The sequence below is a fragment of the Brevibacillus parabrevis genome (assembly GCF_003710905.1).
In the GTDB taxonomy this organism is placed as follows: domain Bacteria; phylum Bacillota; class Bacilli; order Brevibacillales; family Brevibacillaceae; genus Brevibacillus; species Brevibacillus parabrevis.
In genome coordinates, this window is record NZ_RHHV01000026.1 from 1 (window position 1) to 15,912 (window position 15,912).

General features: G+C 51.7%; 17 protein-coding genes. All 17 read right to left on the reverse strand.

What is annotated here, in order from left to right:
* Nucleotides 1-275 precede the first annotated feature (275 nt).
* A complete protein-coding gene (lysS, locus tag EDM60_RS26985) occupies nucleotides 276-1,796 on the reverse strand; it encodes a lysine--tRNA ligase (protein WP_122966725.1) in 1,521 nt (506 codons plus the stop codon).
* A 103-nt stretch (nucleotides 1,797-1,899) separates the two neighbouring features.
* Entirely contained in the window at nucleotides 1,900-2,376 is a 477-nt protein-coding gene (gene greA / locus EDM60_RS26990) for a transcription elongation factor GreA (RefSeq protein WP_063227480.1), read from the reverse strand.
* 218 nt (nucleotides 2,377-2,594) lie between these two features.
* Complete coding sequence (gene dusB, locus EDM60_RS26995; RefSeq protein ID WP_122966726.1) at nucleotides 2,595-3,623, reverse strand: tRNA dihydrouridine synthase DusB; 1,029 nt, start codon at nucleotides 3,621-3,623, stop codon at nucleotides 2,595-2,597.
* Nucleotides 3,624-3,693: 70 nt separating this feature from the next.
* Nucleotides 3,694-3,900: a helix-turn-helix domain-containing protein gene (locus EDM60_RS27000; RefSeq protein ID WP_083955635.1), complete on the reverse strand. Its 207-nt coding sequence runs from the start codon at nucleotides 3,898-3,900 to the stop codon at nucleotides 3,694-3,696.
* Nucleotides 3,852-4,382: a 2-amino-4-hydroxy-6-hydroxymethyldihydropteridine diphosphokinase gene (folK, locus tag EDM60_RS27005; protein ID WP_122966727.1), complete on the reverse strand. Its 531-nt coding sequence runs from the start codon at nucleotides 4,380-4,382 to the stop codon at nucleotides 3,852-3,854. Before folK ends, EDM60_RS27000 begins: the two co-directional genes overlap by 49 nt.
* Nucleotides 4,379-4,750: a dihydroneopterin aldolase gene (folB, locus tag EDM60_RS27010; protein ID WP_063227483.1), complete on the reverse strand. Its 372-nt coding sequence runs from the start codon at nucleotides 4,748-4,750 to the stop codon at nucleotides 4,379-4,381. The genes folK and folB overlap by 4 nt, the downstream gene beginning before the upstream one ends.
* A gap of 2 nt (nucleotides 4,751-4,752) precedes the next feature.
* Complete coding sequence (gene folP / locus EDM60_RS27015) at nucleotides 4,753-5,940, reverse strand: dihydropteroate synthase (RefSeq protein WP_174769223.1); 1,188 nt, start codon at nucleotides 5,938-5,940, stop codon at nucleotides 4,753-4,755.
* A gap of 52 nt (nucleotides 5,941-5,992) precedes the next feature.
* Entirely contained in the window at nucleotides 5,993-6,838 is an 846-nt protein-coding gene (pabC, locus tag EDM60_RS27020) for an aminodeoxychorismate lyase (RefSeq protein ID WP_122966728.1), read from the reverse strand.
* Between the two features lie 33 nt (nucleotides 6,839-6,871).
* Nucleotides 6,872-7,606 carry a twin-arginine translocase subunit TatC gene (tatC, locus tag EDM60_RS27025; protein ID WP_122966729.1) on the reverse strand — a complete coding sequence of 245 codons (735 nt, stop codon included), beginning with the start codon at nucleotides 7,604-7,606 and terminating at the stop codon, nucleotides 6,872-6,874.
* 76 nt (nucleotides 7,607-7,682) lie between these two features.
* On the reverse strand, nucleotides 7,683-7,898 hold the full coding sequence (tatA, locus tag EDM60_RS27030) for a twin-arginine translocase TatA/TatE family subunit (protein ID WP_122966730.1): 216 nt from the start codon (nucleotides 7,896-7,898) through the stop codon (nucleotides 7,683-7,685).
* A gap of 20 nt (nucleotides 7,899-7,918) precedes the next feature.
* Nucleotides 7,919-9,562 carry a PhoX family protein gene (locus tag EDM60_RS27035; RefSeq protein ID WP_122966731.1) on the reverse strand — a complete coding sequence of 548 codons (1,644 nt, stop codon included), beginning with the start codon at nucleotides 9,560-9,562 and terminating at the stop codon, nucleotides 7,919-7,921.
* Between the two features lie 130 nt (nucleotides 9,563-9,692).
* Nucleotides 9,693-10,280, reverse strand: a complete 588-nt coding sequence (pabA, locus tag EDM60_RS27040; RefSeq protein WP_122966732.1) for an aminodeoxychorismate/anthranilate synthase component II — start codon at nucleotides 10,278-10,280, stop codon at nucleotides 9,693-9,695.
* A gap of 17 nt (nucleotides 10,281-10,297) precedes the next feature.
* The gene (locus tag EDM60_RS27045) at nucleotides 10,298-11,791 is read right to left on the reverse strand and encodes an anthranilate synthase component I family protein (protein ID WP_122966763.1); all 1,494 of its coding nucleotides are present in this window, start codon (nucleotides 11,789-11,791) and stop codon (nucleotides 10,298-10,300) included.
* Between the two features lie 122 nt (nucleotides 11,792-11,913).
* Nucleotides 11,914-12,846, reverse strand: coding sequence for a cysteine synthase A (gene cysK / locus EDM60_RS27050; protein WP_122966733.1), 933 nt, complete (start codon nucleotides 12,844-12,846; stop codon nucleotides 11,914-11,916).
* Between the two features lie 81 nt (nucleotides 12,847-12,927).
* The gene (locus EDM60_RS27055; protein ID WP_122966734.1) at nucleotides 12,928-13,830 is read right to left on the reverse strand and encodes a peptidyl-prolyl cis-trans isomerase; all 903 of its coding nucleotides are present in this window, start codon (nucleotides 13,828-13,830) and stop codon (nucleotides 12,928-12,930) included.
* 37 nt (nucleotides 13,831-13,867) lie between these two features.
* Nucleotides 13,868-14,740, reverse strand: a complete 873-nt coding sequence (hslO, locus tag EDM60_RS27060) for an Hsp33 family molecular chaperone HslO (protein WP_122966735.1) — start codon at nucleotides 14,738-14,740, stop codon at nucleotides 13,868-13,870.
* 155 nt (nucleotides 14,741-14,895) lie between these two features.
* The gene (locus EDM60_RS27065) at nucleotides 14,896-15,840 is read right to left on the reverse strand and encodes a sigma-70 family RNA polymerase sigma factor (RefSeq protein WP_122966736.1); all 945 of its coding nucleotides are present in this window, start codon (nucleotides 15,838-15,840) and stop codon (nucleotides 14,896-14,898) included.
* Nucleotides 15,841-15,912 lie beyond the last annotated feature (72 nt).

The following is a 15,912-nucleotide window of genomic DNA, read 5'->3' on the forward strand; positions in this document are numbered from 1 at the left end:
CAGTTTTCAAAGAGCATTTTTGCAACAACTATTTCATCTTATCAGGTTGTCCAAGTCGTGTCAACCACTTTTTTAAAGTTGTTTAACGGCGACTTCACTAATCTACCACATACCTCGTAACAAAAGCAAGTACTTTTTTTGTTCAGGTCGTAATCGATTATGTAGGAAAAAGAAGAACATTGACTACTTTACCACTATACTTTTTTAAATGCAAGTAAAAAATAAAAGCCGTTTGAACAAAATTCAAACGGCTTTGTACTACTCTCGATTCTCGATTAATCACGCGCACGCATATGCGGGAACAGCAATACATCGCGAATAGAAGGAGAATTGGTCAAAAGCATAACCAAACGGTCGATTCCGATACCCAAACCACCTGTTGGCGGCATGCCGTACTCCAGCGCTTCGATGAAATCGTCATCCATTTCATGCGCTTCGTCGTTGCCTGCCGCTTTTTCCAGAAGCTGAGCTTCAAAACGCTCGCGCTGATCGATCGGATCATTCAACTCTGTAAACGCATTGGCATGCTCACGCGCGACGATAAACAGCTCAAAACGGTCTGTAAAGCGAGGGTCCTCATCGTTCTTTTTCGCCAATGGGGAAATCGCTACAGGGTGACCATACACAAACGTAGGCTGAATTAGCGTATGCTCCAGCTTCTGCTCGAAGAACTCATTCACAACGTGTCCAAAAGTATGATGCGGCTCGACAGCTACTCCGTGCTCTTTTGCCAGTGCACGCGCTTCGTCGTCGCTCATTTCCTTCCAGAAATCTACGCCGAGATTTTCCTTGATCAGATCAACCATGTGCACACGGCGCCATTTTGGCGTCAGATCAATCTCGTTGCCTTGGTATTCAATTTTGGTCGTGCCCAATACTTCTTGCGCAATGTGCGCGATCAGCTCTTCTGTCAGGGTCATGATATCCTGGTAGTCGGCATACGCCTCGTACAATTCAATCATGGTGAACTCTGGGTTGTGTCGTGTAGAAATACCCTCGTTACGGTATACGCGGCCGATTTCATACACTTTTTCCAGTCCGCCCACGATCAGTCGTTTCAAATGCAACTCAATCGCAATACGCATGTACAACTGCATGTCCAACGCATTGTGGTGCGTAATGAACGGACGCGCAGAAGCACCGCCGGCAATCGCGTGAAGAGTTGGCGTCTCCACTTCCAGATAGCCAAGGCTGTCCAAATAACGGCGCATGGAAGTCAAAATGCGGCTGCGCGTAATAAACGTATCGCGCACTTCCGGATTTACGATCAAGTCGACATAGCGCTTGCGGTAGCGCGTCTCGATATCTTTTAAACCATGGTATTTCTCAGGGAGTGGACGAAGCGACTTGGACAGGTACGTGAAATCTTTGGCTTTCACACTAAGCTCGCCTGTTTTTGTTTTGAAAACAACACCACGGATTCCGATCAAATCGCCAATATCGCTGATGTCGAACACTTTGTGCGCTTCATCGCCAATCGTGTCCTGGCGCACGTAGATTTGAATTTGGCCGGAACGGTCCAAAAGCTGGGCGAAGCTCGCCTTACCCATCGCGCGTTTTGCCATCAGGCGACCGGCGATTGTAACGACGTTTTCTTCGGCTTCCAGTTCTTCCTTGGTCTTGTCGCCAAATGCCTTCACAATATCAGCAGCGTGGTGGGTTTGCTCGAACTTTTTCCCAAATGGATCGAAGCCCCACTCGCGAATTTGATTCATTTTGTCGTGGCGCACTTGAAGAAGCTCGTGCAGCCCTTCCTGTTGCTGATCTTCCTGCTGTAGGTCTTGCTCGTTTGCCATTTTTGTTCACTCCTCTAAAAAATGCCTGATTTAACAATATTGTACAGGGCACTAAAATAGTGATACGGCGTACCTCACATAAGGTACGCCATGGATAAACTGCTTACAGGTTAATATCGAGAATCTCGTACTGGATCACGCCTGCTGGTACGTTCACGTCTACCACAGCACCTTTGGATTTGCCCAAAAGCGCTTGACCTACAGGAGATTCGTTGGAAATCTTGTTGTTCATCGGGTCGGATTCAGCCGAACCTACAATCGTGTAGTCGACGATGTCGCCAAACTCCAGGTCTTTCAGCTTTACTCTGGAACCTACGCTTACTACGCCTGTGTCCACGTCATCATTCGTGATGATCGTAGCCTTGCGCAGCATTTTTTCCAGCGTCAGAATGCGGCCCTCAATGAACGCCTGCTCATTCTTTGCTTCTTCGTATTCAGAGTTCTCACTGATATCTCCAAAGCTGATCGCTTCTTTAATCCTTGCTGCTACTTCTTTTCGTTTAACCGTTTTCAAATCTTCAAGCTCTTGCTCCAGCTTTGTTAAACCTTCTGGTGTCAGGAAAACTTCTTTTTCAGACATGGTTCAATTCCCCCGTTATTAAAAAATGATTCCATTTGTACTGGGTAAAGTACAAAGGATTATATGTAGTTGTTCTATACAATATACAGCAGAACACAACCAACTTTGAGGGTTCAAAGGTAAAGCTGCCAGAGTTGACTGGCAGCTTGGCTCCCAATATTACGGAGTATTATAGGATATGAAGGAACCCTTGTCAATGTCTGGAATAAACAACCAGTTTAGTAACTGACCGCCTCGTCACGAGTCGATTCCAAAGGCTCTTCAAGGTCTCCATCATAGTTCTCCACCCAGTCGACATAGTCAGTCAAAACCCGACGAAGCTCTTCTTCCGTCTCCACAGAGTTTACCAGGTTTTTCGTATGGGTCGAACCGCGCAGCCCCTTCAAATACCATGCTGCGTGTTTGCGCATTTCCAGCACACCTACTCGCGGCCCCTTCAATGCAATCAAACGCTCCGCGTGCAACAAACAGATGTCGATTTTTTCACGCACGGACGGCTCCGCAACCAGTTCTCCTGTCGTCAGGTACTGGATGGTTCGGTACAGCATCCACGGATTGCCGAGTGCAGCGCGTCCGATCATGACGCCGTCGCAACCCGTCGTATCGAGCATGCGGCGAGCGTCCTCTGGTGTCGCCACATCACCGTTGCCGATAACCGGGATGGAAACAGCTTCCTTCACTCGTCCGATCCAGCTCCAGTCCGCCTGACCCTTGTACATTTGCACGCGAGTCCGACCGTGGACGGCGATGGCTTTGCCGCCTGCACGCTCAACCGCCTTGGCGTTTTCCAGGACATACAAGTGCTCTTCATCCCAGCCCAGTCGCATTTTGACCGTAACCGGCTTTTCGACAGCATCGACAACAGCCGATACTACCTCGTAAATTTTGTCCGGGTCGAGCAACAGGCGAGCACCTGCATCACAGCTCGTGATTTTCGGAACAGGACACCCCATGTTGATGTCGATAATGTCTGCGTTCGTATGTTGATCTACATACTTCGCCGCTGGAACGAGCGTTTCCTTGTCACCGCCAAAAATCTGCAGGCTCAGCGGTTTCTCGCGTTCGTCGACATATAGCATGTCGATGGTCTTTTTATTGCCGTGCACGATGCCTTTGTCGCTGACCATCTCCGCACAGACAAGCCCCGTCCCAAATTCTTTCGCAATCAAACGAAAAGCAGGGTTGCAAACACCTGCCATCGGGGCGAGAACCACGTTATTTTTCAGTTCAATATTTCCGATTTTCATCTATTTCGACCTCCTTATTCCCGATATGCGGGGTCTTGGAGAGGTGAGACTCATCCAAACTGCCTATCCTTTATTTTATAGCACATAATTCTTCATAGTCGACCTGTAAAGTGCTGGCGATCTTGCGCAGTACAGGTTCTGTCGGCGTGCGAGTCCCCCGCTCCAGCGATCCGACGAACGACAGCGACACTCCCAGCTTTTCCGAAAGGGACTGCTGTGTATACCCTTTTAACTTCCGAAAGGATCTGATCCGATTTCCCAGTTGATTGCTCCCCACTCTCGTACCCCCTTGTGATCTTCTGCCAATAAGGAAAGATAATGGTCAATGGTCTGGCTGTAACCAGGCAAAGCATCGCCCTCCCAAATGTCTCGCAACGGAACCAGCACAAAAGCGCGCTCGCTCAAACCAGGGTGCGGGATAACCAGATGCTCCAGCGACACACTGGAGGTGCCATACAAAAGGAGGTCAATATCAATCGTACGCGGCCCCCAACGAATGGTTCGAACGCGACCCAGAACGCGCTCTACCGACAAAGCCGCATCCAATAGCTGCTCGGGAGAAAGGGCTGTCTCTATCGCCACAGCCATATTCAAAAACGCCTCTTGCTCGACGTAGCCGAACGGCTCTGTCTCATAAACGGCTGATGCGCGCAAAACCCGGATTCCCGGCTGCTCGTTCAGCTTCTGGATCGCCTGACGCAAATTTTCCGCACGATGGCCCTGGTTTGATCCAAGCCCCAGATACGCTACCACACTCATGAAGCAAAATCCTCTCTTCTGCGCGTCATTTCAATGGCAACCGACTCATAGTGGCCGTTGATCGGAGGATTGGGCTTGGTCACCTTTACTTTGGCTTCTTGCAACGGAAAAGTCGTCAAAAGTTGCTCGGCAATTACAGCAGTCAGCTTTTCAACCAGATTGAACCGTTCGCCCTCGACAATTTTTTGCACACAAGTAAAAATATCGGCGTAATTGACGGTATGCTGCAGATCATCGCTTGCCCCTGCCTGCGACAAGTCGACAAGAAGCTCCAAATCGACATAAAAACGCTGACCCAGCTCGGCTTCTGCGCCAAAGACACCATGATAGCCATAAAACGACATGCCATTAAAATAAATTTTGTCCATCGTTAAATGCCCCCCTTCATCATCGCATCCATCATCTTGGTGACCCGTTTCATCTCTTTTACATCGTGCACCCGAACCATATGGCAGCCTTTGGCTACGCCCAGGGCAACAGTCGCTGCCGTGCCCTCTACCCGTTCCTCTACTGGCAAGTCGAGGACATGTCCGATCATCCGCTTGCGCGAGGTCGCGAGCAGAACCGGATAACCGAGAGCAACCAGATCATCGAGTCTGCGCATGGTTTCAAGGTTTTGCTCGACCGTTTTGACAAAGCCGATCCCCGGATCGAGAATAATCTGTTCCTCACGCACACCCGCGCGCAAGGCAATCTGTACGGATTCTCGCATATCTCTGACATAATCGGAGAAAAAGTGCTGGTAGTCGGTGTCAGGGCGGTTGTGCATCAAAATGATTGGCACGCCGCTCTTCGCAGCTACTTCGGCCATGCGCGGATCGCGCTTTGCTCCCCAAACGTCGTTGATGATATGCGCCCCAGCGTCCAGTGCGCGCTCCGCCACCGCCGCCTTGTATGTATCAATCGAAAGAGGAACCGACAGCTCCTTTGTCAAAAGCCGAATGACAGGCAGCACCCGATCCAGCTCCTCAGCCTCATCTACAGGCATCGCTCCCGGGCGTGTCGATTCGCCGCCGATGTCAATGACATCCGCTCCTGCCTCCACCATGGCGCGCGCCTGCGACAAAGCTTGCTCCACATCCACAAAACGGCCGCCGTCGGAAAAGGAGTCGGGCGTTACATTCAAAATCCCCATCACCAATGTGCGCTCGCCAAGCGGAAGTGTGTACTGCCCGCAGTCCAGCTTTCGTCTGGCTCGAAGGCGAGACGGCAGCGCCAAAATCTCCCGTACCTCTGCCGCCACCGCGCCAGACTCGCCAGCGCTTTTTTCCAGTTGTTGCAGAGCCTGCTCCAACTGCTTGTGGCCCGCGAGCAAAAGCATCCGTTTTCGCTCAATCGTACCCGGTTGCCCAGACACAACCGCCTCGGCCCCGGTCGCGAGCATGTTCTGCCGCACTTGTTCGGCAAGCTCGCTGCTCATGTTTTCCACATGGATCATCAAACCTGCTCGCCACTCAGCCAACTGTTCAGCCAAATGGCCAAAAACGCCCCGATCGGCAAGCTCCGCAATCATTTCGTCGACGGTTGCCGCATGGATTCGAAATGGACTGTACTTCATGGACCTACTCCCTTTTTCCGTCTTCGCATGTTGATTAGTAGCATACCATAATTTACATGAAGGTCGCTACAGACTGACGGTAGGCGAGGTGCAGTTCGTTCGTGTATTTCCCGTAGACCGCTGGAACGAAAGTCCCGTCCACCTCCAGCACAGGCACGATTTCCTGCACAGAGTTGGTCGTAAATACTTCATCCGCCGCAAGCAGGTCTTCCAGCCGATACCGTCCTTCTGCTGTCGGGATCGCCAATTGCTCGGCCAAGCGCAAAACATGGCGGCGAGTCACCCCATCGAGAATGCCCGTATCCAGAGAAGGGGTGAACAGATGCCCGTCCCTGACCCAGAAAAGATTGCTGACGATGCCTTCCGCGAGAAAACCGTCGTGCGTCAAAAACAGCCCTTCCGTATCCGTGCGCGCCCCCAGCTCCTGGCGAGCCAATGCGTTGTTGAGGTAGTTGTGCGATTTAAACCGCTGGTGCCCCTCCGCCGTCTGGCGCGGCAATGCCAACGTCTGGAGACGCTTCGGCTTGGGCGGCACCTCAAGCGCGGCAACCGGCTTGGCAAATACAAACAAAGATGGGCGCTCGTAGCCGCCAGCTACCAAGCCTACCCCTTCCGGCCCCGCCGTGACGCTGAGACGTACATACGCGTCCCTCAGTCCGTTCGCTTCGACGGTTTGCCTGATGGCATCCGCCAGCTCTTCTTTTGACCAGACAAGCTTGATTTGCAACGCCAAAAGCCCGGAACTCAGCCGGGCAAAATGGTCGTCCCACAGAAACAGTTTGCCATCGTATACGCGCAACGTTTCAAACAGACCGATGCCATACAAAAAACCGTGATCCAAAATCGATACACTCGCCTCATGAGCCGGACAAATTGTCCCGTTTGCATAAATGTGCATCTGCGCACTCTCCCGATACTATTGTCGAGAGCATCATACCATATTTTCCGGGGAGAGCGCAGATTCGGAAGCACGCTTGCCATGAACAAAGCGCGAGATTGTGATCGAGATTTCGTACAAAACGATCAATGGAACAATCACCATAATATCGGACAAAAAGTCGGGCGGAGTAATCGTAATCGAAATGATCGCCAGCACCAGGTAGGCAGGCTTGCGCATTTTGGCCAATCGATGCGGATTCAAAATGCCCAGATGGCTCAAAAACAGCACGACCACAGGCAGCTCAAACAAAAGTCCAAACGGCAGGCACAAATTCAACATAAAGCTAAAGTAGTCATTTGCCGTAATCACCAGCTCAAAATTCCCGTTTGACAGCCCCAGCACGAATTGATACATCATCGGAAACAAGACAAAGTAGGCAAAAGACAGCCCGAACAAGAACAACAGAAACAGCGCCGGGATGTACATCAGCGCCACTTTTCTCTCCCGCTCCTCCAATGCCGGAACGACGAATCGCCACGTCTGATAGGCAGCCACAGGAATTGTGACAGCTACCGCGCCAACCGCAGACAACTTTACATAGATTGACAAAATATCACCCGGGCCGAGGATAGCCAGTTTTTCGCCGGAATGATTCGACAACGCCAGGTAAATGTGATCGACAAACAAAAAACAGATGATCATGCCGATGACCAGTGTCGCAGCCACGATCAGCAGTCTGCGGCGCAGATCACTCAGATGCTCCAAAACAGGCATCTCCTGATTCACAAGCTCTCCTCCTTACACGCTGCGCTGCAAAAAGGCAGTGCGCCAAATGAACGCACCGCCTTTTCCCACGCCGGAATTAGTTGCTTCGTTTTACCGCTTCTTCTCCGACCGCGCCTTTGTCTTTGTCTTTGCCTTCATCGTCGTCCTTGGTCAAATCTCTGGCAGCCGTTTTAAACTCCGTCAGCGTACGACCAAAAGCGCGACCGATCTCCGGCAGCTTGCTCGGCCCGAAAACGATCAGTGCGATGATCAAAATCAAGATCAGTCCAGGAATCCCGATGCTCGATAGCATGGTGCGCTACACTCCTTGTCCTAGAAACCAGTAATGGCAATCACGCTCGGCAAAGCTGCTGCATTTCCGCCTTTTGGCCAATGGCTGGTTGGCTGGCTGTAGTCCTTGAGGTTTTCGCCCGGATGCTGTACCGACAAAAACAGCGTTGTTTCATCAGGCGTAAACCAAGGCCCTGTCATTTCCGCGCCTACCGGAGCAGAGGCAAACTGTGCAGCCTGTCCTTTGTTGTTGCCCGTAGTCGGAATGAAAAATACCCCGTTGTTCCCAAACGATTTGTAAATCCCGCTGTTCATGGAGGAAGAAGAGATGTCCGTAACGACCCACAGGTTGCCTGCGCTGTCAAACGCCATGTTGTCCGGCGCAGCAAAACCGCTTTGCGGACCGCCTGCGGCAAAAATCTCAAACGTGAACTCGCCGCCTGCATGGTTGTTGTCTTTTTCGAACAAACGCACGATTTGCCCGTAGAAGTTGCCATGCTTGTCGTTGTTCGTCAGGGCGATGAACACGGAACCGTCAATCGGATGGACTTCCAGATCTTCAGGGCGATCCATCGGAGTAGCCCCAACCGCTTTGGAAGCTTCGCGGCAATTGACCAAAACGTCAGCCTGGGAAGCAAACAGCGGCTTGCCTTCCGCATTCACAGCTTTTTTCAAAGCGTCATTGGTGGCCAAATCCAGCGCGACCCATTTGCCTTTGCCAAAGTTGGCGACATAAAGCGTCCCTTCCTCCAGCAGCCGGGAATTGCCTTTCCCCGCCTTCGGATCAAACTTCGCTTTGGAAACGTATTTGTACACGTACTGGTCTTTGGCATCATCGCCCATGTATACGACCAGTTGACCTGATGGCGCCAGCACCATGGCAGTATTCTCGTGGGAGAAGCGGCCGAGCGCTGTATGCTTTTTCGGAGTCGACTTCGGATCAAACGGATCTACTTCAATAACCCAGCCATAATGGTTTGCCTCAGGCAGCTTGCAATCGCCTACGACGTCCATGTAGTTTTCCTCACAGGAAAGAACTGTATTCCACAGTGTCACGCCGCCAGAGCAGTTGGCAAACGTCCCGGTTACTTCTTTGGCGATCGAAGCTGCCGGCCCTGTCAGTACGTGTTTGGTCAGCCCGCTGACACGACGGCCGTACTTGGAGTCCGCAACCAGCTTCCACTTGCCTTGTTCCTTTTTGATTTCGATGACAGAGCCGCCCAGCGCGTACAAATACTTTTTGATTTGCTCGGGAGTGCGCTTGTTGTCTTCTGCGTCCGCTTTCAAGTAATCGTATCCGTTCACGTAATATTCCAACTCACCTAAATATTCGTGATTTACCCAAAGCAGTCCATGGTCTGATTTGCCCTCGATGGGCAGAAAACAGGTGAAGTCATTGTTGAAGCCAAAAGTGTCGCCAGCCGCGTTGATCTTGTCTCCATAGGAAGCGATCACATCGTACTTGAATCCCTCTGGCAGGACGACGTCGTCTTTCGTTGTCGGATGGATTTCCTTGAACTTCGGGTTGAAATGGTGGTTTTTTGTTTCGAGGCCAAACAGATGATCGGCTGTTTTTCTAGACAAGGTACTGCCTGCTGCCAAGGCAGGGATTCCGGTTGCCATCGATGCCAGTGCTGCTGTACCTGCTCCTAGATAAGTCAAAAACTGTCGACGATTTACATCCATTTCACTCTCTCCTTTTTCGCCATCTTTCGCTTCATTGTACAAGCCGAATGTCGAGAGAGAGTAAACGCTGTATAAAGAGTCTGTAAATGAAAAAACCGCCTGAAATAGGCGATTTTTGTCGTGTATGCATTCATGATCCTGTCGTATGTCGGGCGTAGGTGGTGAGGAAGTTTTGCAGTAGCTGTTTGCCGTGCTCGGTAATAATCGATTCGGGGTGGAACTGCACGCCCTCAATCGGATATTCCCGATGGCGCAATGCCATGATCTCGCCTTCAGCGGTTCGCGCCGTAATTTCCAGCTCACTCGGGATGGACGCTTCCTCCACAATCAAGGAGTGATAACGTGCCGCTGTAAAAGGGGAAGGAATGCCCTGAAAAATCGTCTTCCCGTCGTGAATGACCTCAGACGTTTTGCCGTGCATCAACCGTTCGGCGCGAATGACTTTTGCTCCAAACACTTGTCCAATCGACTGGTGTCCCAGGCACACTCCCAAAATCGGGATTTTCCCCGCAAAGTGGCGAATGGCCTCCATGCTGATCCCCGCTTCGTTTGGCGTGCACGGGCCAGGCGAGATCATCAAGTAATCGGGAGCCAGCCGCTCGATTTCTTCCAGCGTGATTTTGTCGTTGCGGTACACTTGCAGCTCTTCGCCAAGCTCACCTACATACTGCACCAGGTTGTACGTAAAGGAATCATAGTTATCGATCATTAAAATCATCTTACTCTCATCTCCTCTCAACTCATCGTTCTCTGCTCGCTAATCTCTAGGGCCTTCCACAACGCTTCTGCCTTTTTCAAAGACTCGGCGTACTCCGCCTCGGGGACAGAGTCGATCACAATGCCTGCTCCTGCCTGCACATGAGCCATTCCATCCTTGACGACCATCGTCCGGATGGCAATATTGACCTCTACATCGCCGTTAAAGCCAAACCAGCCGATTGATCCTGTGTACACGCCACGTTTGACCGGCTCCAGCTCCTCGATGATTTCCATCGTCCGAACTTTTGGCGCTCCGGTAATCGTTCCGCCCGGAAAAGTGGCCGCTACCGCATCGAAAGCATCTTTGCCCTGGGCCAGCTCTCCTTTTACATGGGAGACGATATGCATCACGTGCGAGTATTTCTCCACGACCATGAACTCGCTGACCTCCACGCTGCCAAAACGACAGACGCGGCCCAGGTCATTGCGTTCCAAATCGACCAGCATCACGTGCTCTGCGCGCTCCTTTTCGTTGTCGATCAGCTCACGCGCCAATGCCTCATCCTGCTCATCGGTTTGCCCGCGCGGACGCGTCCCTGCGATCGGGCGTGTATGAACTTCCCCGCCCTTGACCTTCACCAACAGCTCAGGGGAAGCGCTGACCAGCTGAAACTCCGGGAAGCTGAGGTAGCCCATGTAAGGAGACGGATTCAGCTTGCGCAGCACCTGATACACATCCGGCGCCGTCACCTGCATTGGTTTGCTTTGCCGCACAGACAGGTTCACCTGGAAAACGTCGCCTTGGGCGATATACTCCTGAACCCGACGGACGGCATCCTCGAACTGATCTTTGGCAAAAGACACCGCTGCTGGCGTCTCATGAACCAGCGGTCTTTTGCGCAATTGCTCCCAGTCTTCGGTATCCGTCTTCGCCACAAGATTTTCCAGTGAATTCAGCCTTTTTGCAAGGCGTTCCTCCGCTCGGCGATAAGTCTCTTCGCTCAACTCTTTTGCAGACAAATGAGTCAGACAGACGATCTCTCGCGTCTGATGATCAAAGACAACAAGGTCTTGCATTATCATAACATACAGGTCTGGCAACTGTAAGTCGTCCGTTGCGATCTCGGGAAGCGTAGGCTCAAAAAAGCGGTTCATATCATAGCTGAGATACCCCACTGCCCCACCGGAAAAATCAGGCATATCTGGAACGACTGGCGTGCGATAGCGGGCAAGCAATTTTCGCAATGCATCAAGCGGTTGGTCCGCTTCCACATTTTCTACCTGACCATCGGGGTAGACAGCGATCGTTTCCCCTCGCTGACTGCGCAAGGTAGCTACAGGCTGATAAGCCAAAAACGTGTACCTTCCCACTCGGCCGCTTTCCAAAAGAACAGCATCCTGCATGGACGGCTGCAAGGCAGTCAGCACCTGCCAAGGATCGATTTCGGAAGACCATTTACCGCGAAGAGCAAGAGGAACAAAAGGATATGTCAATGCGTACGACTGGCACTGGGCAAAGGTAGGGAACATCAATTTCGCTTCACGCTCCGGTTTTTTCACTATTTATCCGTTCATTATATAGTCGTCCCAGGCAAAAAGAAAAGACCACGCAGCCAAAATGGCATACCGTGGCCTCCCGTATTTTTTGCCAATCAATCCTCGAATTGGTACAGAGGAGTAGACAGGTAGCGTTCGCCGTTGGATGGGATGATGGCGATGACTTTTTTGCCTTTGCCCAGCTTGGCAGCTACTTGCAAAGCCGCATGGATCGCTGCCCCCGAAGAAATGCCGCCGAGAATGCCTTCCTTGCGAGCTACTTGGCGAGCTGTTTCAAAAGCTTCCTCGTTCTCTACCTTGATGATTTCGTCGTAAATTTGCGTATCAAGAATTTCCGGAACAAAGCCTGCTCCGATTCCTTGAATTTTGTGCGGTCCTGGCTTGCCGCCGGACAATACTGGGGATGCTGCCGGCTCTACGGCAACGATCCGCACGTCTGGGTAGTGCTCGCGCAAGACTTGACCGACACCTGTGATCGTTCCGCCTGTTCCGATCCCGGAAATAAAAGCATCAACGCCGCCAATTTCCTTTGCCTGCTCCAACAGCTCACGCGCTGTCGTATCGCGGTGCACAGCAGGGTTGGCTTTGTTTTTGAATTGTTGCGGAATAAAGTAGGTGCTGTCTTCTTTTGCAAGCTCTTCCGCTTTGCGAATCGCTCCGCCCATTCCTTCGGCACCTGGAGTGAGCACCAGTTCCGCACCATACGCGCGCAGCAAGTTGCGGCGCTCGATACTCATCGTCTCCGGCATGACCAGAATGGCGCGATAGCCTTTTGCAGCAGCGACCATCGCCAGGCCGATTCCTGTATTTCCGCTCGTCGGTTCAATGATCGTATCCCCTGGCTTCAGGCTGCCATCCGCTTCGGCTGCCTCAATCATCGCAAGCGCGATCCGATCTTTCACGCTGCTTCCCGGGTTGAAAAACTCAAGCTTCAAGTAAACATCTGCGATATCTTCGGTGACAACACGATTCAGCTTCACAAGCGGAGTAAATCCAATCAAATCAGTAATGGAATTAGCCACGCGCATATGTCCTGCCCCCTTATATTAATAAGCCGAGTAAAACGCTAGGATTTATTGTCATAATTATATCAACGGTCGCCCATTTGGTCAATGAGGCATTTGCCCAGAAATCTGAACGCCTACGGACTCGCGCATCCGCTCCAAAACCACATCGAGAGATTCCACTTGCGCAAAGGCAATTTCCCGGCGCAATTCCTCTTTTACCTCGGCAAAAGTTCTCTGTGTCGCATCCCGCTTCTGCTCCAGGTGATAGATGACGTATTGATCCCCGGTTTTGACTGCTCGGCTATTGTCTTTTGCCTTCAAGCTTTCTATTTCGTTCCACGCTTCATCAGGCAGCTTCGGGTCGCGCAGGGATACCCACCCCAAATCTCCGCCTGTGGTCGCCGTTTTTTGGTCGATCGAGCGTTCCTTGGCGAGAGTCTGGAAATTGGCCCCCTGCTTTAATTCGGCCGCTACCTGCTCTGCTTCTTTTTGGGATGCAACGGCAATTTGATACAGTCGCACCTGCATCGGGCGCGTATACCGATCTGCCCGGCTTTCATATACTTTCATCACTTCGTCGTCACTAACCGAGATATCTTTGGTAGCCAATGTTTGCAGCAAAATTTGATAAGTAATCTCCCGCTTCACCGCATCAAGGCTCGTTCCAGCCTGCTTTTGCAGCGCTTGCTGAAACTCGCTGTCCGTACGGCTGCCATAGCTGTCGCGAATTTGTTCCAGTTCCTGCTCAACCTGTTTCGGATCGGCGCTGACACCCAAGCGCTTCGCCTCCTGAAAAACGACCTCCCGATTGATGAGATCGTTCAGAACCTGCTCCCCGAACTTCTGTTTGAGCGCCGATACATACTCGGCTTCACTGATTTTCACCTCTCCGACGATAGCCGCAGGCTGCAGCTTGCCTGACGACTGGAACCAGGCCCAGGTCACGGCAAGCAACAGCAACACGAGCGCCCCAATGAATGCCCACAACCCTTTTACATTGGTCATGCCATCCTCTCCCTTAGTTGACGCCGCGCGATTGTCCTTACATGTCTTTCATGATGTTCTCTAACGCGGCTCTGTCATAGTGATAACGTTCATTGCAAAAATGACAGTGAACTTCCGCTTCGCCCTGCTCTTCAAGAAGACTCTCCATCTCTTCGCGTCCCATGCTGATCAGAGCCTGAACCACCTTGTCCTCGTTGCACTTGCAGTGGAATACAATGTCTGTGCGGCTCAGATACTTAGGCTCATCCAATACGCGCGCCAAAATTTCCTCCGGCGACAAGCCCTCGCCAATCATGCGGGAAACTTGCGGCAGCTGTCCCAAGCGTTCTTCGATTTTTGCCACGACCTCTTCAGGCGTGTTCGGCAAAAGCTGAAGAATAAAGCCGCCAGCCGCCAAGACGGAGCGGTCATCCGGGTTTACCAGCACACCTACGCCTACCGCTGACGGCGTTTGCTCGGACACGACAAAATAGTAAGTGAGATCTTCCCCGATTTCACCTGAGACAATCGGCGAGCTGCCTTGATAAGGCTCTTTCAGTCCCAAATCTTTTGTCACGTACACAAAGCCTTCCGTTCCAACGGCACGCGCTACATCCAGCTTGCCTTTTTCATTCAGCTCGAAGTGCACTTGCGGGTTGGTAGCGTAGGCAATCCCTTCGCCATCGGCATTGGCCTCAGCGACGATCTGCCCAATCGGACCTCCCCCTTTTATTTTGACAGAGAGGCTCTCGTTTCCTTTTAACATGGCTCCCATCATCAGAGAGACGGTCAAAGTACGTCCTGTCGCTGCCGTTGCCGTGTTCCACATATCGTGGCGGCGGCGCACTTCTTCCACAATATCTGTCGTCCGTGCAGCAAAAGCACGTACGTGTCCGTCAAATCCGGTTGCTCTTATCAAATAATCGCTCATCTGGCGATCCTCCTTCTTGCATCCAATGTTCAAATGGTCTTTATCAGTTTACCACAAGAAGCCAGACGTACGCGCTTTCCACTGACTAAACGAACACTTGCAGACGATCGCAAAAGCAAAACCCCTTCCAGTAGTAGAAGGGGTCGGTAATGACATCAAGTCAGATAGTCTTTCAGAACTTTCGACGCTTTTTGCGTTCGCAATCGGTCAATCGTCGTCGCTTCAATCTGGCGGATTCGTTCGCGGGTCAGGCCAAACATTTTGCCTACTTCCTCCAGCGTGTACACATGGTCATCATACAGACCGTAGCGCATGGAGATAATCTCTTGTGCCCGCGGGCTAAGCCGCTCCAGCGCTGCATGCATCTGGGAGCGCAAGTCCACCTTTTCAATCCAGTCATCCAGCGAGGACAGTCCATCGTCCATGATTTCAGCGTAGCTCAGACACTCGTCCTCATGCTCCGCCAGCCATTTTTCGCTGTCCAGTTCGGCATCAATCGACTCCATTTTCATCATCAACGCCTGCTCGATTGCATCGACCTTTTCCAGTGGAATGTCGAGCAGTCCGGCAATTTCGTGTCGATCCGGCGTCCGGTTCAACGCGTGAATCAGATGCAACACTTGCTTTTGATACTGGCGAATTTGCTCATGCATGTGGACAGGAATGCGAATCAACGCACCTTTGTCATTGATTGCGCGGGTGATCGCCTGGGAAATCCACCAGTGCGAGTAATGATAGAGACGTACGCCGCGTCCCACATCAAATTTGTCTATGGCGGTAAACAAACCAATCGTACCTTCCTGAATCAGGTCCAGGAACGGCATGCCTCTTCTCAAATGGCGCAAGGCTGTACTGACAACGTAGCGCAAATAGGCGCGAACAATCGTTTCACGTGCCTCCATGTCGCCATGCTTCTGATAGCGAACCAGGCAAGCCAACTCTTCTTCTTTGTCCAACATGGGTGTTGCAGCGACGCTTTCCAAAAACAGCAAGGCGGACGTGTCAGACCGAAGCGATCTGGGCACCACGATCCCCAGCTGTGTTTCTACTTCCCGCCAACGACTGGGAGTGGAATGGAATGAGGAGGTACTCAAAGTCATATGCAACCCTCACTTCTCTGGAATGGGAGTTCACGATGAAGTTAGGCGAGTTTACGAAGTTGTTTACTGTAA